The sequence below is a fragment of the Shimia abyssi genome (assembly GCF_003014475.1).
GTDB lineage: Bacteria > Pseudomonadota > Alphaproteobacteria > Rhodobacterales > Rhodobacteraceae > Shimia > Shimia abyssi.
In genome coordinates, this window is record NZ_PYGJ01000001.1 from 765,633 (window position 1) to 790,039 (window position 24,407).

Here is a 24,407-nt window from a genome sequence, read left to right on the forward strand (position 1 = left end):
ATGTCAGAGTTGCCCAAATCCACGCCAAAGCGCGCGCTGCGTTAATCCGCCTGCCCTGCAAAACCACACCGACGCAATACCGATGCAAAACCGACGTCGCCGTTTGCGCCAAAGTTCACATTAACCTGTTCGAAAAGAATCACCCCAAATCCGAACAGGTTGCTACACTCGCACCTTCTTCACCTTAAACAAAGGCACGCATAATGGCTGTTTCTCTGCAAGTGATTTACCCTGTTAAGGACGGATCGACCTTTGACCACGACTATTATCTTGGCAAACATTTTGAGCTAGTTGGAGAGCATATGGGCCCCCATATCGCGAGCTCCCTGGTCACTCGCGGGCATGCAGGAGGGCCCGATACACCCCCTGGGTACCACGCTATCGCCACCATGACATTTGCAGATCAGGCGGCCTTTGATGCTGCGATGGGTGCCGCAGGTCCAGTGCTTGGAGACATCCCGAATTTCACCAATGTTCAACCCGACATCCTAGTTGGCGAGGTCATTGCCTAGCCTACTGCCGTTAAACGATTTTTCGCCCGAGAGCCGCCACGCGACTCTCGGGTTCTTTCGTCAGGCCATCCCGCCCTTGATCAACCCTTCAGCGATCCGCGCATAGGCTTTGGCCATATCGCTGTCCCCTGTTGCGATCGGAGTACCTCCATCGCCTGCCAACCGGGTTTCAAGGTCAATCGGCAAAGCGCCAAGCAGAGGCATATTCAACTTTTTGGCTTCTGCCGCGACGCCCCCTTGACCAAAGATATGAGCCTCGTGGCCGCAGTTTGGGCAATGGAAAACACTCATGTTTTCAATGAGTCCCAGCACAGGCGTCTTGAGTTGATCGAACATGCCCAGCGCCTTGCGCGCATCCAAAAGAGCCACATCCTGCGGTGTCGAAACAACAATCGCTCCCGTCAGTTCCGTCTTCTGACAAAGCGTCAACTGCACGTCACCCGTCCCCGGTGGTAAGTCCACAATCAGCACATCCAGATCGCCCCACTGAACCTGCGTCAACATTTGCTGCAAGGCCCCCATGAGCATTGGGCCGCGCCACACAACCGGTTTGTCCTCTTCTAGCATAAAGCCCAGCGACATGATGGTTACGCCATGGGCGTGCAGCGGCAGGATCGTTTTGCCATCAGGCGAAGCGGGGCGCTTGTTCACTCCCATCATCCGCGGCTGCGACGGGCCATAGATATCTGCATCCAACAAACCCACCTTGCGCCCCTGCTTGGCCAGCGCGACCGCCAAATTCGAGGACACAGTCGACTTGCCCACACCGCCCTTGCCCGAGCCCACCGCCAGAATGCGATCCACTCCGGCCACCTTCATCGGCCCCTGCTGGGGCTTGGGATGTCCCCCAATTTTCAAACTTGGTGCCGGTTTTGGAGCTGGTTTTGCCTCGTGTGCTGTAAGTATTGCCCTGACTGACGCAACCCCGTCCATCGTCATGACAGCGGCCTCAGCGGCCCGCCGCAAGGGCTCCATGTGTTGCGCAATCTCCGGAGAGGGCGCTTCAATAACAAAACGTACAGCTTCACCCTCTACGGTGAGGGCACGGATCATGTCACGCGAAATCATGTCCCCTCCATCTGGCAAGTTTATCCGACTCAACGTGTCTCGAATGTCCGATATGTTAGCGCCCACAATCTTCTCCTTTTTCTGCACCTGCAAAATGATCGGTTTCCGACGTTCATCCAGGCGCACTTTGGTAATAACTTTTAATTTTCCGCCACTTAATAAGGCAACTCAGTCCAAAGCTTAACGTTACGTTCCCATTCGAAAAACGCATACCAGCTTTGCGATGGCTTCCATTGTGCACACGCAGCATCCCTCCTATATGTTGTTCAACAACGACGAACAGACACGCTCTTAACGAGGTTTTGAAATGGCATATACAGCACATCACGGCGCGGTGGCACCTACATCTGCAAACCGCCTTTCGACTCTTTTGAACGAATTTTCGGCAAGGCTCCAGCGCTACCGTAAATTCCGCCAGACCCTTGGCGAACTAAACGCGCTAAACGATGCGGCTCTTACAGATCTCGGCCTAAATCGCTCGATGATCCGTCGCGTCGCCTACGAGGCCGCGTACGAGCACTAAAACGTTTCTCGGAAAGCCCAATCCTCCCTCGGGCTTTCCATTCTGCGGCGACACCTTTCCTCCTCCCTGGTGTTGTCGCAGCCGAACATCGGACCAAACGGTCCAAACGGGATCAAGACGACCCTCTCCTCCTCCCTGGGGCGTCTTGAGACTAGAGCGGCGGCACCTCTCCTCCTCCCTGGTGTCGTCGCACCAGAACATCGGGCCAGACGGCCTAAACGGGATCAAGACGACCCTCTCCTCCTCCCTGGGGCGTCTTGAGACTAGAGCGGCGGCACCTCTCCTCCTCCCTGGTGTCGCCGCACCAGAACTTCGGGCCAAACGGTCCAAACGGGATCAAGACGACCCTCTCCTCCCCCCTGGGGCGTCTTGAGACTAGAGCGGCGGCACCTCTCCTCCTCCCTCCAGAACATCGGGCCAAACGGTCCCAAACGGGATCAAGATGACCCTCTCTTCCTCCCTGGGGCGTCTTGAAAAAACGAACGGCGATGCCCCCTCCCTGGCATCGCCGCTTCTTTTTCTCACTACGGTTTCGCTTTACAGCTTGGCACTTGGCCGCTCACCGACTTTCTCAAACCAATCGCGTGCTGCTTCGCACTCATCCGGTATTTTGCGTCGGATCACCCGAGCGAAATCGCACAGAACAAATGCTGTGATATCTGCGAACGAAAACCGTCCCGAAGCGAGGTATGGGCTTTCCTGCAACCGTTGATCCAAGAGCTCAAAAAATACGCCAACTCTCGCGTGTCCGCGCTCTGCAAGCTCTGGAATTTGTTTGTAGTTTTCCGGCCCAGGAAGCACGCGCCCCTTCATCGCCGGGTGCGCATTTCGCAACGCCTCTGCAACAGATTGTCCATGAGATTCGCTCAAGGCATTCCACATCAGGACTGATGCCTTTTCTTCGGCCCCCTCCCCCATCAAAGGGTTCTCAGGGAACATTTCATCCAAATACGCTGCGATCGCAATATTTTCAATTAACACCTGTCCGCCATCCGTCACCAGTGTCGGTACCGTCGCGCGTGGATTGACAGCTAGGAACGCAGGCTTCAGCTGCTCTCCCTTGCTCAGATCAACGTTCTGAGTCTCAATTTCGATTCCTTTTTCGGCAATGAACATCCGTGCCCGGCGCGGGCTGGGCGCAGTGTTGCAATCATAGAATTTCATGCGTCCTCCTTGGTATAAACAAAAACCGGAGCACCAATGATGTCAATCATGCCACTGGTTCAGAAAGGGATATCATCCGAGGCCGTTACGAATCGTGCAACAACCTTCTTTTCGCCCGCCTTTTCAAAAACTACGCTCAGCTTGTCACCCTCGATTTCAGATATAGTGCCATAGCCAAATTTCTGGTGAAATACACGGTCGCCGATCGAAAAGCTGGATACCGCTTCAAGGTCGATGATTGTGTTTTTGCTCTCGCGTGGTTGACTTGTGCCGTATTGCCCGGCACGAGCTTGCATGCGTTTCCAACCGGGTGAATTATACCCGTCCGCCCGCGACGCGCGCTCCTCCAGGTTTGACTTTACCGGTCGCGCTGCACTGGCCGCGCCAAACCCACCGCCATACAGCCCCGGTGGAGTTAAAACCTCTACGTGGTTTTCCGGCAGCTCGTCGATAAACCGTGACGGCATTTGTGATTGCCACTGCCCAAACACCAAACGGTTACCCGCAAAGGAAATGGTACAGATTTCTTCGGCCCGCGTGATACCGACATAAGCCAGCCGCCGCTCCTCTTCGAGGCCTTTCAGCCCGCTCTCATCCATGGATCTTTGCGATGGAAACAAGCCATCTTCCCACCCTGGCAGGAACACCGCCGGGAACTCCAGACCTTTGGCGGCGTGCAGGGTCATAATGCTGACTTTCTGTTCGCCCTCATCACTCTCGTTGTCCATGATAAGGCTGATATGTTCGAGAAACCCTTGGAAATTTTCAAACTGCTCCAAGGCTTTGACCAGCTCCTTGAGGTTTTCGAGCCTTCCCGGCGCCTCCGGCGTCTTGTCGTTCTGCCACATCGCGGTATAGCCGCTTTCGTCCAGAATGACCTGCGCAAGTTCGACATGGGACAGTTCCGGCGGGCTGTCTTGAAAACGTGTCACCCGAGCATTTGCAGCATCATCAATGACAGCATCATCATCAAGCGGCACTTCGATCTGGCGCACCATACCCTGTCGCCGCCAACGATCCAGCCCACCAAGCAAAATCGCCAGTTCTTTGGCGCCCTTGCCACCAAGGCCCTTTTCTTCAAGTAGCAACCGTGCGCCTTCGACAAGGCTTACGCCGTTGTCGCGTGCGCAGGTCTGGATCTTTTGCTGAGCCACATTTCCCAAGCCTCGCTTTGGTGTGTTCACGATACGCTCAAATGCCAAATCATCGTCCAGGCTTACAACCAGCCGAAAATAGGCCATGGCGTCGCGAACCTCCATGCGTTCGTAAAACCGCGGTCCACCAATCACACGGTAAGGCATACCGATGGTCAGAAAGCGATCTTCGAACGCACGCATTTGGTGGCTGGCGCGCACCAGAATGGCCACTTCGTCCAACCCAACAGCGCGCATCCCGCGCGTGCCTTTCTGCAGCGATTCGATTTCTTCCCCTATCCAGCGCGCCTCTTCTTCGCCGTCCCAATGGCCGATTAAACGAACCTTTTCGCCGCCTTCCGCATCGGTCCAGAGCGTCTTGCCCAACCGACATTCGTTGCCTTTGATCACATTCGAGGCCGCCGCCAGAATATGCGGTGTAGAGCGATAGTTTTGCTCCAACCGTACAACATGCGCGCCAGGAAAGTCTTTTTCAAACCTCAGGATGTTGCCTACCTCAGCCCCGCGCCAGCCGTAAATCGACTGATCATCATCTCCGACACAACAGATATTCTTGTGCCCGCCGGCCAACAGTCGAAGCCAAAGGTATTGAGCGATGTTTGTGTCCTGGTATTCGTCCACCAGCACATACCGGAACCATCGTTGATATTGCGCCAGAATATCCGAATGCTTCTGAAAAATGGTCACGACATGCAGCAGCAGATCGCCAAAGTCCACGGCATTCAGTTCTTTTAGGCGGATCTGATATTGCGCGTACAGCTCGCCGCCCCGGTTATTGTAGGCCCCATGATCCGCCGCGGGCAAATTGTCCGGCGTCAACGCGCGGTTTTTCCATCCGTCGATCAGGTGCGCCAATTGCCGAGCGGGCCACCGTTTGTCGTCAATATTTGCCGCCTGCACCAATTGCTTGAGCAAACGAAGTTGGTCATCCGTATCAAGGATGGTGAAATTCGATTTAAGACCTACAAGTTCAGCATGCCGCCGCAGCAGTTTAACACAAACCGAGTGGAAGGTTCCTAACCACGGCATACCTTCGATCGAGTGGCCAAGCATATTGCCGACACGGTTCTTCATCTCTCGGGCGGCTTTGTTGGTGAATGTTACCGCCAGAATTTCATTCGACTGGGCCCGCCCCGTGTTCAACAAATGCACGATCCGCGCGGTCAACGCCTTGGTTTTGCCCGTTCCGGCCCCCGCAAGCATTAGCACAGGGCCGTCCAACTGCTCCACCGCTTCGCGCTGCGCAGGGTTCAGCTCATCAAGATAGGGTGCCGGGCGCGCCGCCATGGCCCGCGCCGACAACGAGGCACCTTCAAAGGCGTCGAATTCGTCAAAACTGCTCATGCGCGCAGCTTATGACAATTTCGATCCAAGGGAAAGTCATGTTCCCGTCTTGTTCCGAGATACCGGACACAGAATAGTCGACCTCGCTTGGTGCAATTCGCTTCGAATTCAATTCACATATCTCTGAGAACAGCGCCTTCAGACTGACCATTTTAACGGCCCGGCAACCGTCTGTCGTGCATTGTCACTCTGGGAGACTTTGCGACTGGAGCGGTGTGGACAATGAAAACACATAGAGATCTAATCCAAAAATACGGGTGGAATGTTGTGCTTTGGCCTTGCGCCATTTTGATGACGTTAGCCTTAGCAGTTTGGGGTGTCATCAAAGCGCCAGCGCCCGTGGTCGACACTATTCTAAAGCAGGATAGCATTGCACAATCCGAACTCTGGAAGCGTCGCGTTGTTATGCATCTGGAAAACGCTCATGGGACCTTCAGGAATGGGACCGTAACTGAGGCGGACATTGCCTACCTCCAACTTTTGCCAGAGGCATCAGATGTTTATCGGTTCAAGCTCTTCAGTTCCGACGGAACCGTATTTTGGTCAACCCGGCCGAACGACATTGGCTCCGTGAACTCCGATCCATATTTTCGGACCAAAATCGCGCGCGGGGAAGCGTTTTATGTACAAGAAGCCAAGCCCGCGTCAGAGATTGACGGACTGGCACTGCATGCCAGTAATACGTCTCAGGAAGCCATTCACGAGGTGGCGGAAGTTTATCGTCCAATCATGGAAAATGGGCGTTTTCTGGGAGCGATCGAGTTCTACACCGACTTAACCGATATCCGAGACACGATGATTGCCCGTGTGCAGACGACGTTGGCGGTGCTGTGTGCATTGGCAGTAATCACGATGCTGCTTATCAATATTTTGCTTATGCGCGCCAATCGTGCCCAGTATGAAGCATTACGCGGGCGCACGGATCAAGAGCGCAAGATTCTTGATGATCAACTACGCCTCGCGCGCGAAGTTCAGTTGCTTGGCGAGCTCAACGAATGGCTGCAATCAAGCCGTTCATTAGACGAGTTGTTCGACATGGTTGCCCGTTTCATGACCCATATTCTGCCGGAGGCAGAAGGGAGTGTGTATGTGTACTCAAACAGCCGGGACGTGCTGGACGGCTCGGCTAGCTGGAACGGCGGTGAACACAAGGACCACATTTATCCAGATGGGTGCTGGGGATTGAGGCGCGGGCGAACCTACGAGTTTGGATCATCTGAAATCGACTTTGTCTGCGAGCACGCTGAACCGCATGACGGGCGCGCATATTTCTGTTTTCCTATTTTGGCCCATGGCGAAACCGTTGGGTTGATGCATTTGCGCGCAATCAACGAAAACTGTGAAGGGTTTCACAAGAGCAAAAAACTGGCCCAGATGTGCGCCGAACAAATCAGCATGGCGATTGCAAATGTGCGCATGCGTGACCAGTTGCATGAGCAATCTGTCCGAGATTCGCTGACCGGCTTGTTCAATCGACGCCACATGACGGATTATCTCCGCAAAAGCATCACACGCTGCCAGAACACCGGTACCACACTGAGCTTGATTGCAATCGACGTCGATCACTTCAAGAAATTCAATGACAATTATGGACATGATGCTGGCGACATGGTGCTGCGCGCAGTCGGCTCTGTTCTTCAGCAAACTTGCGACCGTGACGAAATCGCTTGCCGCCCAGGGGGCGAGGAATTTACAATTATATTGCCAGAGACTAGCCAAGAAGACACGCTGATGCGCGCGGAACACCTTCGCCAAGCCGTCGAAGCTATTTCGGTACGATACGGTGAAAAGACTTTGCCGAGTGTTACAATTTCGCTCGGAATTGCGTTCTATCCGGCACATGGAACAATGCCGCAAGACCTAATGAGAGCCGCAGATGATGCCTTGTATGATGCGAAAGCGAAGGGTCGCAATCAGGTCTGCGAAGCCGATAACGCACCAATGGACGACGGTGCTCGTAGGTTGGGTCCGCAACCAGAGCAAAGCAACGGAGCTGAGACCAAGCGACCAGGCGAAAGTAAGCCTTCTTCTGTTTCTCCCTCACAAGCTGCGTAACATATTGAAGGATCAGTGATCGAGAGTAACATTATTGAGTAGTGCGCCAGTGAGACCAAAAATTTGAGAAACTCTGGACATCTGAACAGCGCGCGCCAACAAAGAGAGTATGAGTTTGCACGATACATATCCTGCGCTGGCGGATTTGCGCGCGCGGGCGCGGCGGCGATTGCCCAAATTTGTTTGGGAATACCTAGACAGCGCAACGGGTGAAGAAAAAACCAAAGCACGGAATCGCGCCGAGCTTGACAAGATTCTGTTTACACCTTCCATCCTGCACGGTGAATTTTCGCCGAAGTTGTCAGTCACTCTCTTAAATCAAAAGTTTGCCCTTCCTATAGGAATCGCTCCCGTTGGAATGTCTGGACTGATCTGGCCAAATGCGGAATCACTTCTGGCGCGGACAGCCGAGCGCTGGGCTATTCCCTATGCTCTCTCGACTGTTGCGTCGCAGACTCCCGAAATGATCGAGCCATCTGTGGGGGAAATGGGGTGGTTCCAATTGTATCCTCCCCGCGTCGTCGAAGTTCGTCTGGACACTCTAAAAAGAGCAAGAGACGCGGGATTTTCCACGTTGGTACTTACAGCAGATGTTCCAGTTGCCAGTCGCCGGGAACGTCAGGTTCGGTCAGGTGTCACCATGCCACCTCGCCTAACACCACGCCTGATGGCGCAGATAGCGTCTAGGCCAGCGTGGGCCTTGGGCACCGCGTATAGAGGCATCCCCCGGATGCGCCTCATCGAGGAATACGCCGAGGACAAAACTAGCAAATCCTCTGTTTCGCACGCGGGATATTCGCTTAGGACATCTCCCGACTTGGCTTACTTGCATTGGTTGCGCGAGCATTGGAAAGGCCCATTGGTTGTGAAAGGGATCATGAACCCATTGGATGTAAGCGCCCTGGAGAAGGCGGGGGTTGATGCTATTTGGGTGTCCAATCACGCGGGCCGACAGTTTGATGCAGCGGCAGCTTCGATTGAAGTACTTCCTCTCATTCGTGCACAAACTAATTTGCCAATAATTATAGATAGCGGTTTCGAAACTGGTTTGGACATTTTGCGCGCCCTCGCCTTGGGCGCAGATTTGGTTATGCTGGGACGCGCCTTTCACTATGCGGTCGCAGCATTAGGTGGCGCAGGGCCAGATCATCTTGTCGAGATATTGCGAATGGACCTGATCGCCAACATGGGACAACTGGGCGCGCGCAATTTCGATGACTTGTCCGAAAAGCTGATCGTCTAAGGCTTCCGCAAATCCGAGGGCAGATTACTCATTGCTGATTTGGCTGTGATTGTCGGCAAACCGGCAGCAATCCAACCCTCACCATTTCGACCTCCAACCATACCCTCACTTACGTCGTACACCTTGCGCACACCGTTTTGAGCCAACACATCGACTATGTAGGCCGAACGACGACCCGTACGGCAGATTACGGCAACCTGCTTGTCCGGATTGCGCTGCAAGGTTGCCATTAACCGTTGACCAAACTTCTGATCGCGCATGTCCAAGGGCCACGCACCCGTTGCTACCCCGGTTTCCTGCCACTCTTGCGGCGTGCGGATGTCGATCAATATCAAATCCCCTGCGTCAATGGCTTGTGCCGCCTCCTTTGCGGTCAGCACGCCCCCTTCTGCGAAAACCGGCTTGGACACAGCTAAGAAAGCTAGAAACCCTGAGAGAATCGCCCGTCTGTTCATTGTTCACGCACATTCTTTTTGAATAGGTGAAGACACCCTACATTGGCTACGCATGTTCGCAACGCACTATAATGCACAAAGTTGTGAGTGGTATCGTATATCGGACCAGAAACAGAACAAAAAGTTACGGAAATGCTACACACTGCGTATTTCAGGGTATTGCTCTGCACTGCGGCATGCCCTTAGGTTCGCGCACCATCAACCCGGACAGACACCAATAATCAAGAAAGCCTGCCCATGCCCGACTTTCAAAAGATCCTGATTGCCAATCGTGGCGAGATTGCCATTCGAGTAATGCGCGCCGCCAACGAAATGGGCAAGAAGACAGTTGCCGTCTTTGCCGAAGAAGACAAACTGTCGCTACACCGTTTCAAAGCAGACGAAGCTTATCGTATTGGCGAAGGCATGGGACCTGTCGCGGCCTACCTTTCGATCGACGAAATCATCCGCGTTGCCCGCGATTGCGGTGCCGACGCTATTCACCCGGGATACGGGCTCTTATCCGAGAACCCCGATTTTGTCGACGCCTGCGCCGCCAATGGCATCACTTTTATCGGCCCAAAGGCAGAAACCATGCGCGCTCTGGGCGACAAAGCCAGCGCTCGAAAAGTTGCGGTCGAAGCTGGCGTCCCGGTAATACCGGCAACCGAAGTATTAGGCGACGATATGGAAGCGATCAAGGCCGAAGCGGCCGAGGTCGGTTACCCACTCATGCTCAAAGCCTCTTGGGGTGGCGGCGGACGTGGAATGCGACCAATCTTTGGTCCTGAAGAAGTAGAAGAAAAAGTTCTCGAAGGACGCCGCGAAGCCGAAGCCGCCTTTGGGAATGGCGAAGGGTATCTTGAAAAGATGATTACCCGTGCCCGCCACGTTGAAGTACAGATCCTTGGGGACACCCACGGCAACATTTACCACCTTTACGAGCGAGATTGTTCGGTCCAACGCCGCAACCAAAAGGTGGTCGAACGCGCGCCCGCACCCTATCTTAGCGAGGCACAACGCGAAGAGATCTGCGAACTCGGCCGCAAAATCTGTGCACATGTGAATTATGAATGCGCCGGTACAGTCGAATTCCTGATGGATATGGAAACCGGCAAGTTTTACTTCATTGAAGTAAACCCGCGTGTGCAGGTGGAACACACTGTGACGGAAGAGGTCACCGGCATAGACATCGTACAGGCGCAAATCCTGATTGCCGAAGGCAAATCGCTATCCGAGGCTACGGGCAAAGCAAGCCAATATGATATCCGTTTGAACGGCCATGCCTTGCAAACGCGCGTAACAACCGAAGATCCACAGAATAATTTTATTCCCGACTATGGCCGTATTACGGCTTATAGGTCAGCGACCGGCATGGGCATCCGGCTTGATGGCGGCACAGCATATGCTGGTGGCGTGATTACACGCTACTATGATTCTTTGCTGACCAAAGTGACTGCTTGGGCCCAGACACCAGAAAAAGCCATTGCCCGTATGGATCGCGCTCTGAGGGAGTTTCGTATACGCGGAGTCAGCACGAACATCGCTTTCGTCGAGAACCTGCTCAAACACCCGACGTTTACGACGAACCAGTATTCTACCAAATTCATCGATGAGACGCCTGAACTATTTGAATTCACAAAACGCCGGGATCGCGGCACTAAGGTTCTGACTTACATTGCCGACATCACGGTCAACGGCCACCCAGAGGTACAAGGGCGCCCAATGCCCTCTGATGACCTCAAGCCGGCGCGTTGCCCAAAGCTGCGTGAGATCACTCCACCTGCAGGCACACGCACACTGCTTGATACTAAAGGACCAAAGGCTGTTGCCGACTGGATGAAGGCGCAAGATCAACTTTTGTTCACCGATACGACCATGCGTGACGGACACCAATCACTATTGGCAACTCGGATGCGCTCGGTTGACATGATCAAGGTGGCACCAGCCTATGCCGCCAACTTGAGCCAATTGTTCTCGGTTGAATGCTGGGGCGGCGCAACTTTTGATGTCGCCTATCGTTTCTTGCAGGAATGCCCATGGCAGCGTCTGCGTGACATCCGTGCTGCGATGCCTAACGTTCTTACTCAGATGCTTCTGCGTGCGTCGAACGGCGTCGGCTACACCAATTACCCTGACAACGTGGTTCAGGAGTTTGTGCGGCAGGCAGCAGATACCGGTGTTGACGTGTTCCGCGTATTTGACAGCCTCAATTGGGTGGAAAACATGCGCGTAGCTATGGACGCGGTGCAAGAGAATGGCAAAATATGCGAAGGGACTGTTTGCTATACCGGCGACGCGCTCGATCCTAACCGTTCGAAGTATGACATTAAATACTACGTCGAAATGGCCAAGCAGATGGAGGCGGCAGGCGCCCACGTTCTTGGAATCAAAGACATGGCCGGTCTGATGAAGGTGCCAACCGCGGAGGTGCTATTCCCAGCTCTCAAAGATGCGGTCGACATTCCCGTGCACTTCCACACGCACGACACGTCAGGCGCGGCAATCGCAACCGTTCTGGCCGCTGCGCGAGCAGGTGTAGATTGTGTTGATGCGGCCATGGACGCCTTCTCGGGCAATACTTCCCAGCCAACAATTGGTTCGGTCCTCGAAGCATTGCGCTATACAGACCGCGAAAGCGGGCTCGATATCGGCGCCGTCCGTGAAGTATCCAACTACTGGGAAGCCGTACGCGGCCAGTACGCTGCATTCGAAAGCGGGCTTCAAGCACCTGCATCCGAAGTCTACCTGCACGAGATGCCTGGCGGGCAGTTTACTAACCTTAAGGCGCAGGCCCGTTCGCTGGGATTGGAAGAGCGCTGGCATGAAGTTGCCCAAGCGTATTCTGATGTTAATATGATGTTTGGTGATATCGTCAAAGTAACACCGTCATCCAAAGTTGTTGGTGACATGGCGCTCATGATGGTCAGTCAAAACTTGACACGTGGGCAAGTAGAAGACCCCAAGATTGATGTGGCATTCCCCGACAGCGTGATCGACATGATGCGTGGAAACTTGGGCCAGCCTCCGGGTGGGTTCCCTGAGAGCATCGTCAAAAAGGTTCTCAAGGGTGACGCACCTAACATCGAACGTCCAGGTAAGCATCTGCCCCCAGTCGATCTAGAGGGCGTTCGTAGCAAAGCCAAAGAAGAGCTTGGAATAGAGTTGGACAATGAAGACCTAAATGGCTACTTGATGTACCCCAAGGTCTTTAGCGACTATTCTGCGCGCCACAAACAGTACGGACCGGTTCGCACCCTGCCCACACTGACGTTCTTCTACGGCATGGAGCCTGGCGAAGAGATCACGGCCGAAATCGATCCCGGAAAAATCTTGGAAATCCGTTTGCAAGCATTAGGGGACACGGACGAAAACGGCGAAGTCAAAGTGTTCTTTGAACTCAACGGCCAGCCACGTACGATCCGCGTTCCCAACCGTTTGGTTGCCTCATCTACTCAGGTTCGCGCCAAAGCTGTAGAAGGCGATCCCAACCATATTGGCGCGCCAATGCCGGGTGTGGTTGCCAGCATCGGAGTGCAAGCTGGTCAAGAAGTCAAAGAGGGCGATCTGCTTTTGACGATTGAGGCCATGAAGATGGAAACGGGCATCCACGCCGAGCGCGATGCGGTCGTCAAGGTCGTACACATTCAGGCCGGCGGTCAAATCGACGCCAAAGACCTGTTGGTCGAGTTCGAATAAAGCTAAGTAGGCCCTGCACTTGCAGGGCCTACTAGTTCCAGATGTCAAAGCGCTCGCGCAGATACCGCTCTGCATGAGTATTTGCAGCATCGCGGTCAAAGCCGCCGATAACTGCATCGGTCAACGCGTCTTGAGCCGCAAACGGAAAGGAATCGGGCTCGCGCCGCATTGGAATAACCCAAACAGCGTGCCCATTTTTGACCGCGCACCCCGATAACCAGTAGTCATCAACCGACCATAGGTCTGCAGGAATATCAAAAACAGTGTCGTCAAAAAAGCTTGGCTTGACCAATACACCACCGAACCCCTGAAACATGTCCTGAAACCCACCAGTGAGGTAACACCTCCGTCCCAAGTATCGGCGTGGCGCTCCTAACCATCGGCATCTAAGAGCCTCACCCCAACGGCGCCCCCAATATTCAGGGTTTGTTGAAGCCCAAAGCAAAAGCGGCCTGGGCATTGGAGGTCTCTGCCTTTGCTGACCAGGCACTCCAATAGCATTTTCACCTACCAAAGCGATACAAGCCTGTGGTTGACGCGACCGCTGACGTAGAAACCAACTAGCCCAGTTTTTTGGATAATCCATGTCATCATCGCAAAACAATATATCAATGTCCTGGCCTGAATGGTCTATCAGCGCAGGTAAAAGCTTGGTGGCCGGGCCAAAATCTTCGTCGCACCTGACAATATCAACACCTCCGCGCACTGACGGCAAGGTTCCGTCCCAATCTGGGAATCTTTTGTATGATTTTGGAATATAGACAGAAATTTTTTCAGCTTGAACCGACTGGCGCGCCAACCGTTCGAGTGTTTGACACAGCAAATCAAATCGGCTGGGAATAGAGGACAGAGAAATTACGTAAGGTTGCATCCTCCCCTCCTTGGGGGCACAAACAAATTGCTTCAGAGCCAGATCTGATATTTCTCTTGAAAATACCGAACCACTTCGGAATTTGAAACATCACGGTCTTTGTTGTTGAAAACAGACCTATGCAAAGCATTTTCGTTCTTATGTGTTTCTAGCATTTGCGCTTCCAATACTGGCTCAAGGTACCCACCTATGATCCAGGCTGGATGCCCTTTTCGCATTGCATGCCCCGAAAGCCAGACATCGTCGACGGGCTTCGCAAACTCTGGAATGTCAAACACTTCTTCGGCAAAGAATGTTGGTCGCACCAGAACGCCACCGAACCCTTCAAAACCATCTGCATAACCGGGCCTAAGAACAAGCCGCCGCGTGGGCTCTGGAATCGCTTTGTCGGCAAATATGGACTTTACGTCCCGCCAAAGCATTTTGATCTGGAAACCTACGTCTGTGATACGCCAATTTCTTAGACTACGAGGCCTGGGATAAAATGCCCGTGGAGCATTATCCGGTGTATCATAATCATCCATACCGCTTGTACTGATACACGCATCGGGGTGCTTTTCACGTGCGCGAAAAAAACGCTCAGCCAAGAAGGGTTTGTAAACCTGATCATCGTCCAAAAACAAAATTTCTTTATCCTGCCCCCAATACTCCTTCAAGGCCGGCAGCAGCTTGGTCGCGGGCCCGTAGTCCTCATCAACTATCTTTACCTCGACACCTTCCGGCACATCCGGCAATGTCCCATCCCAATCGGGATAGCGCGCATAGTGTCGATTGATGTAAAGAATGACCCGTTCCGGTTTGATTGTTTGCGCAAGCAAGCTTTTCAAAGCTGGCTCGATAAATTCAAATCGCGCAGGTGTGGATGTCAGCGAGATAATGTAATTTTGTTGCACGCGTCATTGGTCCAGGCAAATTGATATCGCGCGATGATTAACATGTGTCTGGAACGGGGCAAACCCGACGGAATTGAAATTTGGCAAAAAAATTATTTATTCGAACGGCGTTAGGTCTCGCGAAAACTCAATTTGGACACTTAGGCACTCAGTACTGGCTAACGCGGTACTTTTGCTCGCAAACCCCAAAACTATTGCAAACAACAATGTAATTATCTTGAGATCTTGTTGGTTGTGCCTCACGGGCATCGCTCCTTACATTTTATCGTTCAGGCGCGCCTTCGCACCTTGCTTGCAAGGAGTAATACGCTGGACAGCACTTTTTCCGTCCCGCATCGAGTTGTTTTTTTAAGTGAACCACATTTTCCTCTTGCAGTGCTGTCCGACTCTTTATATTCCACGCCTCACCCAAGGAAGCGGGCGTAGCTCAGGGGTAGAGCATAACCTTGCCAAGGTTAGGGTCGGGCGTTCGAATCGCCTCGCCCGCTCCAAAATTCTGTGTATGCAGAAAAAAATGAAAAAGGCGCACGATTTCTCGTGCGCCTTTTCACTTTTCGCATCTCGAAATCAGCAACAAAAACCTCGAATATTTTGCGATATTGCTCTTGCAGTTAGCCTCTGACGGGGCTATCCCACGCCTCACCAGACGGATGCGGGCGTAGCTCAGGGGTAGAGCATAACCTTGCCAAGGTTAGGGTCGTGAGTTCGAATCTCATCGCCCGCTCCAGGTGGTTTCGAAAAGGGCGCAAGTTTCGGCTTGCGCCCTTTCGCATTCAACTCGCCAAGTTACGCGCTAGTATATTCTGATGCTCAATCACACGTGGCAGATCGATAGTTGCAACATTGCTGTCGCGCACGATTTGTCTCCCATCTACGAACAAATCACGTACCCTGTTTGGTCCAGCCAGTAGCAATGCGGCGGGATCCCAGCTACCGGCACTTTCAATGCCACTAACATCCCAAATTGCAATATCTGCACGTTTGCCGACCGCGATTCGACCGCAATCAGGTCGCCCAAGGACATCCGCGCCGCCACGCGTCGCAATCTCCAGCGCTTCGCGCGCGCTCATTGCATCCGCGCCGTTCGCCACACGTTGTAGCAACATTGCAGTGCGGGCCTCTAATATCAGGTTTCCCGAATCATTGCTGGCTGATCCGTCAACACCAAGACCAACCCGTAAACCCTGATCACGCATAGAACGAACGGGGGCAATACCGCTCCCCAGACGACAATTGGAGCACGGGCAATGAGCTACTCCAGTGCCCGTTCGCTTAAACAGGTCAATCTCAGTCGTATCTAGCTTAACGCAATGTGCATGCCATACGTCCTCCCCTGTCCATCCGAGCTCCTCAGCATATTGCCCCGGACGACATCCGAAGTTCGCTATTGAGTACGCGATATCCTCTTCGTTCTCGGCCAAGTGCGTATGCAACATGACACCCTTGTCGCGCGCTAAAAGTGCGGCATCTCGCATCAGCTCTCGGCTGACCGAAAACGGCGAGCATGGCGCAACACCCACACGTAACATCGCCCCCTCGGTCGCATCGTGATGTGTATCGATGACCCGAATACAATCCTCTAATATTGCACTCTCAGTCTCAACGAGACTATCCGGTGGTAAACCACCGGAACTTTCACCGATACTCATCGCGCCGCGTGTTGGATGAAACCGCAACCCGACTTCACAAGCAGCCGCAATCGTGTCGTCTAATCTGGCGCCATTTGGAAAGAGATACAGATGGTCCGATGTCAGCGTGCAGCCTGACAACGCCAACTCTGCCAACCCAATTTGTGCGGAAACGAACATTTCTTCCGGGCCAAAGCGGGACCAAATTGGATACAGCGTCTTTAGCCACCCAAAGAGAAGCGCATTTTGACCACCGGGGACTGCCTTGGTCAACGATTGGTAGAGGTGATGGTGCGTATTAACGAGACCGGGCGTCACTACGCAGCCTTTAGCCGAAAGGATATCACCGCCGCTCTCTAGGTCCTGACCCAACTCGACAATTATGCCATTCGAAATACGAATGTCGCAGTTGCTCAACTCGCGGCGACCGTCATCCATCGTCAGGATAGTGTCACAAGATTTGATAAGAAAATCGGGCAAAGCCATACGATCACACTCCATGCTTGGCCCATTTCGGTTGAAGTGTGTAATCGCGCCGACAGAAGAAAGGCAAAGGACTCGACGCTAAGTGACCTTAACTAACTTTAGTGCGCAGAATCAAGCATTCTGGAGCAGTTCCAGAGCAGCTTGGTGAATCCTCTGATTTGAAGCGGCCAAAACGCGCCCCCCTTCATGGGCACGATCACCTGACCAATCGGTAACCATTCCACCCGCTGCCTCAACAACTGCAATCGGAGCTTGAATGTCATAAGAGTTCAAACCTGCTTCAATTACTAGATCAACTTGCCCGCAAGCAATCAAGGCGTAGGCGTAACAATCCATGCCATAACGCGTTAACTTGACTTCGGCCGCAACTCTCTCAAATGAACTGCGCTCTTCAGCACTGCCCACCTCTGGGAATGTCGTAAATAGCACCGCTTCTTTTAGACTTTTGTTCTTCCGCGAAGTTAGTTGGCGCTCTCCATGGCGACTGACCATTTGTGCAACACCAAGACCACCCACAAATCGTTCACCAACATAGGGTTGGTCCACGATGCCGAAAATGGGACCGTTTTCATCCGACACTGCGATCAACACTCCCCAAGTCGGTGTTCCACTAATAAACCCTCGAGTTCCATCAATCGGATCTAGAACCCATGTCAAGCCGCTGGATCCTTGAGTAGCTCCAAATTCTTCACCCAATATTCCATCGTAGGGGCGTTCTTTGGCCAATATGTCTCGCATTGCCAGCTCTGCTGCGCGGTCCGCTATGGTTACCGGATCGAACCCATCGATCAGCTTATTTTCAGCAGCAAGGTCATTCATACGAAAATGAGGCAGAATAGCAGCTCTGGCGGCGTCTGCCATTGCATGCGCCACCCGAATAATTGTGTCAGCGTCCGAACGTTTCACTTGAATTTCTCTCGCCTCCTGGTGCTTTTCCAGCGCTAGCCCAAGGAGGCAAAAAACTCAAGCTACGTCGCTTAAAACCCGTGCAAGTTCAAACAGGCGGCGACGCTGGTTTTCAGGGATCGCATAATAAGATCGAATCAGATCCAGCGCTTCCTTGTCCCCCATCAAATCCGCAGGAACTTTAGCCGCCAACTCACCTTCTTCAGCCTCAAGGCCTTCAAAAAAGAAACTGACGGGCACATCAAGCGCATCTGCGATATCCCAAAGCCTAGAAGCACTTACGCGGTTCGCACCTGTTTCATATTTTTGGATCTGCTGAAACTTTATGCCGACCTGCCCGGCAAGTTGTTGTTGCGTCATTCCGGTCAGCCAGCGACGCTGGCGAATACGTTTTCCTACGTGTACGTCCACAGGGTGCGTCATTACACGACTCCTCTTCATTTTCAAGACAGGCTCGCGCCAGCTCCCGACCCGGCGCATAGCATATGTTTTTCCGTCGCCGCGCATCCCTACAGCGATGCTTCACTTTAACAGCTTTGACCTTACAATCAAGAAATATGATACAAGCTAGCGGTTAACCAATTGCGAGTGCATACAATCAAAACTTGTTTCAGAATCGTTACTGTATTCACATTGGTTAACGATTTGGGTGTCGTTTTGACACCTTCACTAGTTCGCGTGTATCCAACTTGAATCAGCAACGTGAGACATTCAAAAATGCGCGCCTTCCTCGTTACATCACACGACTCATCGCCAACCATTTCAGATATAGCAAAACCGGTTCCAACAGAGGGTGAAGTACTGATTGCGATCAAGGCATGTGCTCTCAACTTTGCCGACTTGCTGATGATGAAGGGCACGTATCAAGACACACCGGCGCTGCCATTTGTTCTCGGAATGGAAATCGCCGGCTATGTGGAAGCGCTAGGCCCAAACACAACCGGACCTGCAATCGGCACACGTGTCGTTGTCTTTGGAGGTCAAGGGGGGCTAGCAGAGTTTGGGTGCTTTCCAGCCGAACGCGCGGTAGCATTGCCTGCATCAATGAGTTTTGAACACGCCGCGGCTTTTCCGGTGGCTTACGGAACCAGTCACGTCGCTCTCGATTACCGCGCTGCTTTGCGTGAAGGTGAAAATCTACTGGTCCTAGGCGCAGCAGGAGGCGTGGGATTGACAGCCGTTGAGATAGGAAAACTCATGGGAGCGAACGTTATCGCCTGCGCGCGCGGCAAGGAGAAACTTGAAGTTGCGAGAAGGGCGGGGGCTGATCACCTAATTGATGCCCAAGAAGAAGATATTCGCATTGCTGTCAAAAACTTAGGTGGAGCTGACGTAGTCTATGATCCAGTTGGCGGCGAGCAATTCAAAGCTGCATTTAGAGCCTGTCGACCCGAGGCTCGCATTCTACCAATTGGATTCGCTTCAGGTGACATTCCTTCAATCCCGGCCAACCATCTGTTAGTAAAAAACCTAACTGTAATGGGGCTCTATTGGGGCGGATACTTGGCCTTCGCCCCGACAGTAACCACTAACAGTATGCAAACATTGTTTTCTTGGTACGATCACGGCAAGCTAAAGCCGCATGTGAGCAACACGCTACCGTTGGACCGCGCGGATGAAGCTTGCGAACTGTTGCGCACGAGAAAATCAACAGGAAAAGTGGTCGTAACCATCGATTAATTCTTGAGCACCTACCAAGCTAAACCACGACCCCTAAACGCACTGACGCGTTTCGCCGGCTGTGCATTGGGCGAAACCCCTTTCTTACTAATTCCGCCAAGTGTGCGATTACATCGCCTTTCGAAGGATCGGCGCCGTACATGTTAATATGCTGTTCGCCGAGGTCCGGCAGTGCTCCGCCGTGCTCGATCACTTCGAGTTGAGATGGCTCCGTTCCTTCAATCATAGCCCCAACCCCTAGGTCCGCTGCAATTGTCGCTTCGACGGTGCGATCTGACTCTGTTTCCAACGCAGATTCCCACTCAATGCCGTCGCTGTTCAGCTCCGAAATGGCACGAGCCCTGAAAACACATTGACGCCCGGAAGCAAATTGCAGCGGCCGACGCCGCCAACTCGCACCACCAGGTGCGCCAATCCAGACCAAAGGCAGGCGACACAACCCTTCGGCATTCTCAGGTTTTTCAGCCTCTGTTGTCAAAATGAGATCGATTTTTCCTTTCTCAAATTGTTCTTTCAGTCCGCGTGTGAACGAAGACACAAGATGCACCTTGACGCGCGGAAACGCGGCATTGAATTGCTGAAGCACTCTAGGAATTGCGGGGTAAACAATGTCATGAGGAACCCCCAGAGACACCTCCCCTTCAAACGCGTCATCGGTCAAACGCCGCATCACCTCGTCATTCAAAGTAACCATGCGTCGCGCGTAACCAAGCATCTGTTCGCCTGAAGGGGTAAGCGCCACGCCGCGCCCTGTCCTATCCAAGAGAGGAACTCCAATGAGTTCCTCAAGCCGCTTGAGCTGCATCGAGACAGCGGATTGCGTCAAATGCAAAAAGCCCGCGGCCTTAGTGACGCCACCTAGATCGGCCACAGCCACAAAGCTTCGAAGGGTCGTTACATCGAGATTTCGCATTTCATCACATTCCTTGATGCACAACGTCACAACAATTCGTTTTTCAAATAGACCACGAACTGACATATGTATCAAGAGAATTGATGAAAAAACTGACATCCATCACCAAATTAGAAAGGATAGACCATGACACTCTTTAGCACCTTCACCCGAATCTTTCCGGCCACACACGGCGCCTCGGCGATTGGACTATCTGCGATCGCGAAATTTGCAGCTGTCAGCCGCCAGCGGCGCGCACTTGCCAAATTGGACGATGCTGCACTGTTGGACATGGGTTTGACACGTGCGGATGTGAACGCCGAGCTAAAGCGCCCTGTTTGGGATGTTCCGAGCAACTGGCGCGGTTAAGAAATCAGCCATTTTCAGACCTTGTCGAATTTCGCGCACAATTGACGCGAAATCCTTGAAAAAGGCGACCATCTCACCGATATTCTAACATGACGGCTGCCGGAGTATTCCGGCAGCCCAATAGTTCAATATCGGAGGCTTGAATGGCTGAATTTGACACAATCCGGAGCGGCGTCGGCGCACGCGCGTCCGAGATTGACGCAGGGCTACGTGCCCATATGAATAAAGTCTACGGCACGATGTCCGTAGGTATGTTGATCACCTTTGCTGTGGCGTGGGCAATCGGAACTTCACCATCTCTGCTTGGGATGTTCCGCGATCCAGTGACTTTGAGCCCTAATATCCTCGGGTGGATCGTCATGTTTGCACCACTTGGCATGGTTTTTGCGTTCGGTGCAGCAATCAACCGCCTATCTGCTGCTGGCGCGCAATTGTTCTTTTATGCGTTCGCAGCTGTCATGGGCTTGTCGCTCTCTTGGATCTTTGTGGCCTTTACCGGCTTCTCAATCGCACAGGTTTTCCTAGTGACGTCGATCGCGTTTGCGGGTCTTTCTCTGTGGGGTTATACAACCAAGAAAGATATCTCTGGCTGGGGCTCGTTCCTGATCATGGGTGTGATCGGCATTTTGGTGGCGTCGATCATCAACATCTTTTTGGGTAGCCCAGCGATCCATTTTGCGATCTCCATCCTCGGCGTCCTGATTTTTGCGGGCCTAACGGCTTATGATACCCAGAAAATCAAAAACACTTATTTGCAATATGCACACGCTGGCGACAGCGAATGGTTGGGCAAAGCAGCAATCATGGGGGCATTGAACCTCTATCTCGACTTTATCAACATGTTCATGTTCCTGCTCAGCATTTTGGGCAATCGCGAGTAGTTCATCAGAAAGCACACAGTTCAAAGGCCCGCCATTTCGGTGGGCCTTTTTCGTTTTATGTCGCTCTAAAGGCAGAACCCAAAAGCAGGTCTTTAGCGCTCGCATACACAGCGCGACGTGTTATCCTGCAACTGCGCGTAGCCACTATTCGTCCCGCGGGAGATTTTCATGCGAAACCTTTATTTTGTCATTTCAGTCCTTTTCCTAACCAGTCCCGCTTTTGCAGAGATCAAGCCTGATGCGGGCACAGACCAGTTGTGCACCGGTTTCGAAGAAACGCTCGAGGGTGTCTGGGTCGACAATAAAAACCGCCCTGTTTTGGCATTCCGTTTTGGCTCGAACAGAGGCGGTGTCGGCTGCTACGCGTGGCTGAACACCTTACCTTCGTGGAATATTGAAGCGGCGGGGGCATTGATCCTACCGCGCGTTAATTGGAACGGTAACCAGCGCAAGTTTAGATCCGGCAAAGCTGAGCTTCTGTTTGACACAGGAACCGGTGGTGCGCGTCTGATAAACCTTGAAGGGCGAGAAGCACGCGGCAAGATTATTCAGTAATCAGACGTCGCTGTTAACCATCTGTATAACGGGAAAATAGAGTCCTGGTGTAATCTCCAGCTCAATCTCGCCACGCTCGCAGAAACCTATGGCCTCATAGAAACTGCGCGCAGTGCGTGTGCTCATGCAGTTAAAACTATTTATTCCATAGTCGCGCGCAGTCTCAAAGCTGCGCCCCATCAAGGCGCGCGCGATTCCCAAACGCAACCAATCCGGGTCTGTCGCCACGTGGCGCACGTGCCCTTGTCCCTGCTGGAATACACCGCGAGCAGGGCTAACGTCGGTCCAGCCCCCAGCCCCAACCAGCCTGCCAGTATCCTTACATTCGGCCACAAAGTACGTCCCACAGTTTAGCAAAGCCGCTTGGGCGACGGTAAACATCGGTAACACTCTGTCCAATAAATGCGCCTCGTAATCTGCGCGCAATAACGCTGGGTAAGACCGCCTAAAGAGCTGGGTCAGCGGCAGTTCATCTTGTGAAACTGCTGGGCGTATGGAGTAAAAACGAGACATAATAACATCCTGAAAGTCTTGAGAGATTCAGGCGCGGCATATGTCAAAATAGCAAAAGCCGCGCCAAGGTGTGGCGCGGCTCTTGCATGTGTCTAAGAGGGGGATCTTACTTGATCTTGCCTTCTTTATATTCGACATGCTTACGCAGCACCGGGTCGTACTTTCGTACGACCATTTTTTCGGTCATGGTGCGTGCGTTTTTCTTGGTCACGTAAAAATGGCCCGTGCCCGCGGTCGAGTTCAGACGGATCTTGATTGTCGTCGGCTTCGCCATTTGTCTTCTCCTGCGCCAAGGCGCATAGTCGCGCCTCGTGAAATTCTCATGAAGCCTGCCTTTTAATGATGCCCGCTCTCGAGTCAATGGGAATCCCAGAGAAACTTTGTCGGATCGTGCATTTACCGACAGAAAATGCGCCATGGTATAGTTTCGTCAAAGTTCTTATGAGCTATTATCAACAAACTTGGCCAGATACCGGTTTTTGAATGCTTTGGTTCACACTTGCCACACTCACGCCCGTTGGGCTGCTGCTGGGCACTTTCGCCTTTGGCGGATTGTGGTCTTGGCTTGCGGTTTTTTATCTGACCGCGCTGGCTTATTCGCTTGACCGAATGTTTCAGACCGCAGCAGTTCGCGTTGGCAAAAGTGGGGAATTTCCGGCAGGTGATACACTGGCACATATCCTCGGCTTGGCTCATTTCCCGCTCCTTGTCGGAGCAGTCTACACTGTCTCGGGCGCCGGTGATCATACGGTGCTAGAGCGCGCTTTGGCATTTCTCGCGGCAGGGGTATTCTTTGGCCAGATTAGCAATGCCAATGCACACGAACTGATACACAGCACCGCTCGTTGGCCTCGCAGACTGGGCACGATGATATATATTAGCCTGCTTTTTGGTCATCATGCGTCCGCGCACAAACTCGTTCACCACGTCTGGGTCGCAACGGAGAGAGACCCAAACAGCGCAAAACTTGGACAGAGTTTCTATAATTTCTGGCCCAGAGCGTGGGGGGGGTCTTTTGTGGCAGGATGGCATGCTGAAAACGCGTTGCGTGAACGATCTAATTCACCCGATCCGTTCATAAAACACCCGTATTTTGCATATGTTATAGGCGCAGTGCTCTGTCTCGCGGTGGTAGCCCTTGCATTTGGATGGCCAGGTGTGCTGGCCTGTTCTTTGTTAGCGATCTATGCCCAAATGCAATTGTTGGTTTCGGATTATGTTCAACATTATGGGCTTCGGCGCACGACATCCGCGAACGGCAAGTTCGAGCCAGTATCTCAAGCACACAGTTGGAACTCTTCACAATTCTGCACCTCTGCCATGATGATGAACGCGCCCCGCCACTCAGATCACCATATGAATCCAAGGAGGCCCTATCCGGCACTTCAGCTTGATCGCAGTTTCATGCCGATTCTGCCTCGTTCACTTCCCGTAATGGGGGTTTACGCACTTGTTCCCCCCTTATGGCGACGCCTCATGGATGGAAGGGTTGCGGCGCATTGCCCATCACGAGAATGATACTGGATCGCGTTCGCTT

General features: G+C 52.9%; 22 protein-coding genes and 2 tRNA genes. 12 read left to right on the top strand and 12 right to left on the bottom strand.

The features are described 5' to 3' along the window. Positions 1-203: 203 nt before the first annotated feature. A complete protein-coding gene (locus CLV88_RS03770; protein ID WP_106606995.1) occupies positions 204-512 on the top strand; it encodes an EthD family reductase in 309 nt (102 codons plus the stop codon). A gap of 60 nt (positions 513-572) precedes the next feature. Here CLV88_RS03770 and CLV88_RS03775 read toward each other — a convergent pair whose 3' ends face one another. Then, complete coding sequence (locus CLV88_RS03775; RefSeq protein WP_106607094.1) at positions 573-1,646, bottom strand: Mrp/NBP35 family ATP-binding protein; 1,074 nt, start codon at positions 1,644-1,646, stop codon at positions 573-575. Between the two features lie 241 nt (positions 1,647-1,887). Between CLV88_RS03775 and CLV88_RS03780 the strand changes: the two genes are divergently transcribed. After that, positions 1,888-2,103: a DUF1127 domain-containing protein gene (locus CLV88_RS03780; protein WP_106606996.1), complete on the top strand. Its 216-nt coding sequence runs from the start codon at positions 1,888-1,890 to the stop codon at positions 2,101-2,103. 537 nt (positions 2,104-2,640) lie between these two features. Here CLV88_RS03780 and CLV88_RS03785 read toward each other — a convergent pair. Then, positions 2,641-3,267, bottom strand: coding sequence for a glutathione S-transferase family protein (locus CLV88_RS03785; RefSeq protein ID WP_106606997.1), 627 nt, complete (start codon positions 3,265-3,267; stop codon positions 2,641-2,643). A gap of 59 nt (positions 3,268-3,326) precedes the next feature. Then, complete coding sequence (locus tag CLV88_RS03790) at positions 3,327-5,765, bottom strand: ATP-dependent helicase (RefSeq protein WP_106606998.1); 2,439 nt, start codon at positions 5,763-5,765, stop codon at positions 3,327-3,329. A gap of 222 nt (positions 5,766-5,987) precedes the next feature. Between CLV88_RS03790 and CLV88_RS03795 the strand changes: the two genes are divergently transcribed. Continuing rightward, positions 5,988-7,820, top strand: a complete 1,833-nt coding sequence (locus tag CLV88_RS03795) for a sensor domain-containing diguanylate cyclase (protein WP_106606999.1) — start codon at positions 5,988-5,990, stop codon at positions 7,818-7,820. 109 nt (positions 7,821-7,929) lie between these two features. Further along, a complete protein-coding gene (locus tag CLV88_RS03800) occupies positions 7,930-9,063 on the top strand; it encodes an alpha-hydroxy acid oxidase (RefSeq protein WP_106607000.1) in 1,134 nt (377 codons plus the stop codon). Here CLV88_RS03800 and CLV88_RS03805 read toward each other — a convergent pair. Further along, a complete protein-coding gene (locus tag CLV88_RS03805; protein WP_165798796.1) occupies positions 9,060-9,443 on the bottom strand; it encodes a rhodanese-like domain-containing protein in 384 nt (127 codons plus the stop codon). The genes CLV88_RS03800 and CLV88_RS03805 overlap by 4 nt on opposite strands. Positions 9,444-9,755: 312 nt before the next feature. Here CLV88_RS03805 and CLV88_RS03810 point away from each other — a divergent pair, with 312 nt between their 5' ends. Then, complete coding sequence (locus CLV88_RS03810; RefSeq protein WP_106607002.1) at positions 9,756-13,196, top strand: pyruvate carboxylase; 3,441 nt, start codon at positions 9,756-9,758, stop codon at positions 13,194-13,196. Positions 13,197-13,227: 31 nt separating this feature from the next. Here the strand turns inward: CLV88_RS03810 and CLV88_RS22825 are convergent, their stop codons facing one another. Both CLV88_RS22825 and CLV88_RS03820 read right to left on the bottom strand, forming a co-directional pair. Then, positions 13,228-13,995, bottom strand: coding sequence for a hypothetical protein (locus tag CLV88_RS22825; RefSeq protein WP_133169906.1), 768 nt, complete (start codon positions 13,993-13,995; stop codon positions 13,228-13,230). Between the two features lie 104 nt (positions 13,996-14,099). Next, positions 14,100-14,960, bottom strand: a complete 861-nt coding sequence (locus tag CLV88_RS03820; RefSeq protein ID WP_106607004.1) for a glycosyltransferase family A protein — start codon at positions 14,958-14,960, stop codon at positions 14,100-14,102. 416 nt (positions 14,961-15,376) lie between these two features. Between CLV88_RS03820 and CLV88_RS03825 the strand changes: the two genes are divergently transcribed. Continuing rightward, positions 15,377-15,451: transfer RNA gene (locus tag CLV88_RS03825), tRNA-Gly, on the top strand. A gap of 161 nt (positions 15,452-15,612) precedes the next feature. Continuing rightward, positions 15,613-15,687: transfer RNA gene (locus CLV88_RS03830), tRNA-Gly, on the top strand. A gap of 46 nt (positions 15,688-15,733) precedes the next feature. Here CLV88_RS03830 and CLV88_RS03835 read toward each other — a convergent pair. From CLV88_RS03835 to CLV88_RS03845, 3 genes are all read right to left on the bottom strand, one after another. Next, positions 15,734-17,074 (bottom strand): 8-oxoguanine deaminase, encoded by a 1,341-nt coding sequence (locus CLV88_RS03835; protein ID WP_423827721.1) that lies wholly within the window; start codon positions 17,072-17,074, stop codon positions 15,734-15,736. 111 nt (positions 17,075-17,185) lie between these two features. Further along, positions 17,186-17,980, bottom strand: coding sequence for a histidinol-phosphatase (gene hisN / locus CLV88_RS03840; protein WP_279338344.1), 795 nt, complete (start codon positions 17,978-17,980; stop codon positions 17,186-17,188). A gap of 57 nt (positions 17,981-18,037) precedes the next feature. Further along, on the bottom strand, positions 18,038-18,403 hold the full coding sequence (locus CLV88_RS03845; protein ID WP_106607005.1) for a helix-turn-helix domain-containing protein: 366 nt from the start codon (positions 18,401-18,403) through the stop codon (positions 18,038-18,040). Between the two features lie 294 nt (positions 18,404-18,697). On the opposite strand from CLV88_RS03845, the gene CLV88_RS03850 reads away from it, so the two are divergent. Further along, positions 18,698-19,660, top strand: coding sequence for an NADPH:quinone oxidoreductase family protein (locus tag CLV88_RS03850; RefSeq protein WP_106607006.1), 963 nt, complete (start codon positions 18,698-18,700; stop codon positions 19,658-19,660). A 19-nt stretch (positions 19,661-19,679) separates the two neighbouring features. Here the strand turns inward: CLV88_RS03850 and CLV88_RS03855 are convergent, their stop codons facing one another. Further along, positions 19,680-20,573 carry a LysR family transcriptional regulator gene (locus CLV88_RS03855; protein WP_106607097.1) on the bottom strand — a complete coding sequence of 298 codons (894 nt, stop codon included), beginning with the start codon at positions 20,571-20,573 and terminating at the stop codon, positions 19,680-19,682. Positions 20,574-20,699: 126 nt separating this feature from the next. Here CLV88_RS03855 and CLV88_RS03860 point away from each other — a divergent pair, with 126 nt between their 5' ends. The 3 genes from CLV88_RS03860 (at position 20,700) to CLV88_RS03870 (ending at position 22,357) form a co-directional block, all read left to right on the top strand. Next, the gene (locus CLV88_RS03860; RefSeq protein WP_106607007.1) at positions 20,700-20,921 is read left to right on the top strand and encodes a DUF1127 domain-containing protein; all 222 of its coding nucleotides are present in this window, start codon (positions 20,700-20,702) and stop codon (positions 20,919-20,921) included. A gap of 143 nt (positions 20,922-21,064) precedes the next feature. Then, positions 21,065-21,802, top strand: coding sequence for a Bax inhibitor-1/YccA family protein (locus tag CLV88_RS03865; RefSeq protein WP_106607008.1), 738 nt, complete (start codon positions 21,065-21,067; stop codon positions 21,800-21,802). Between the two features lie 168 nt (positions 21,803-21,970). Further along, complete coding sequence (locus CLV88_RS03870; protein ID WP_106607009.1) at positions 21,971-22,357, top strand: hypothetical protein; 387 nt, start codon at positions 21,971-21,973, stop codon at positions 22,355-22,357. Here the strand turns inward: CLV88_RS03870 and CLV88_RS03875 are convergent, their stop codons facing one another. Both CLV88_RS03875 and rpmG read right to left on the bottom strand, forming a co-directional pair. Further along, positions 22,358-22,870 (bottom strand): GNAT family N-acetyltransferase, encoded by a 513-nt coding sequence (locus CLV88_RS03875; protein WP_106607010.1) that lies wholly within the window; start codon positions 22,868-22,870, stop codon positions 22,358-22,360. Positions 22,871-22,976: 106 nt separating this feature from the next. Further along, complete coding sequence (gene rpmG, locus CLV88_RS03880; protein WP_106607011.1) at positions 22,977-23,144, bottom strand: 50S ribosomal protein L33; 168 nt, start codon at positions 23,142-23,144, stop codon at positions 22,977-22,979. A gap of 335 nt (positions 23,145-23,479) precedes the next feature. Here rpmG and CLV88_RS03885 point away from each other — a divergent pair, with 335 nt between their 5' ends. Then, positions 23,480-24,388 (top strand): alkane 1-monooxygenase, encoded by a 909-nt coding sequence (locus CLV88_RS03885; RefSeq protein ID WP_243403557.1) that lies wholly within the window; start codon positions 23,480-23,482, stop codon positions 24,386-24,388. Positions 24,389-24,407 lie beyond the last annotated feature (19 nt).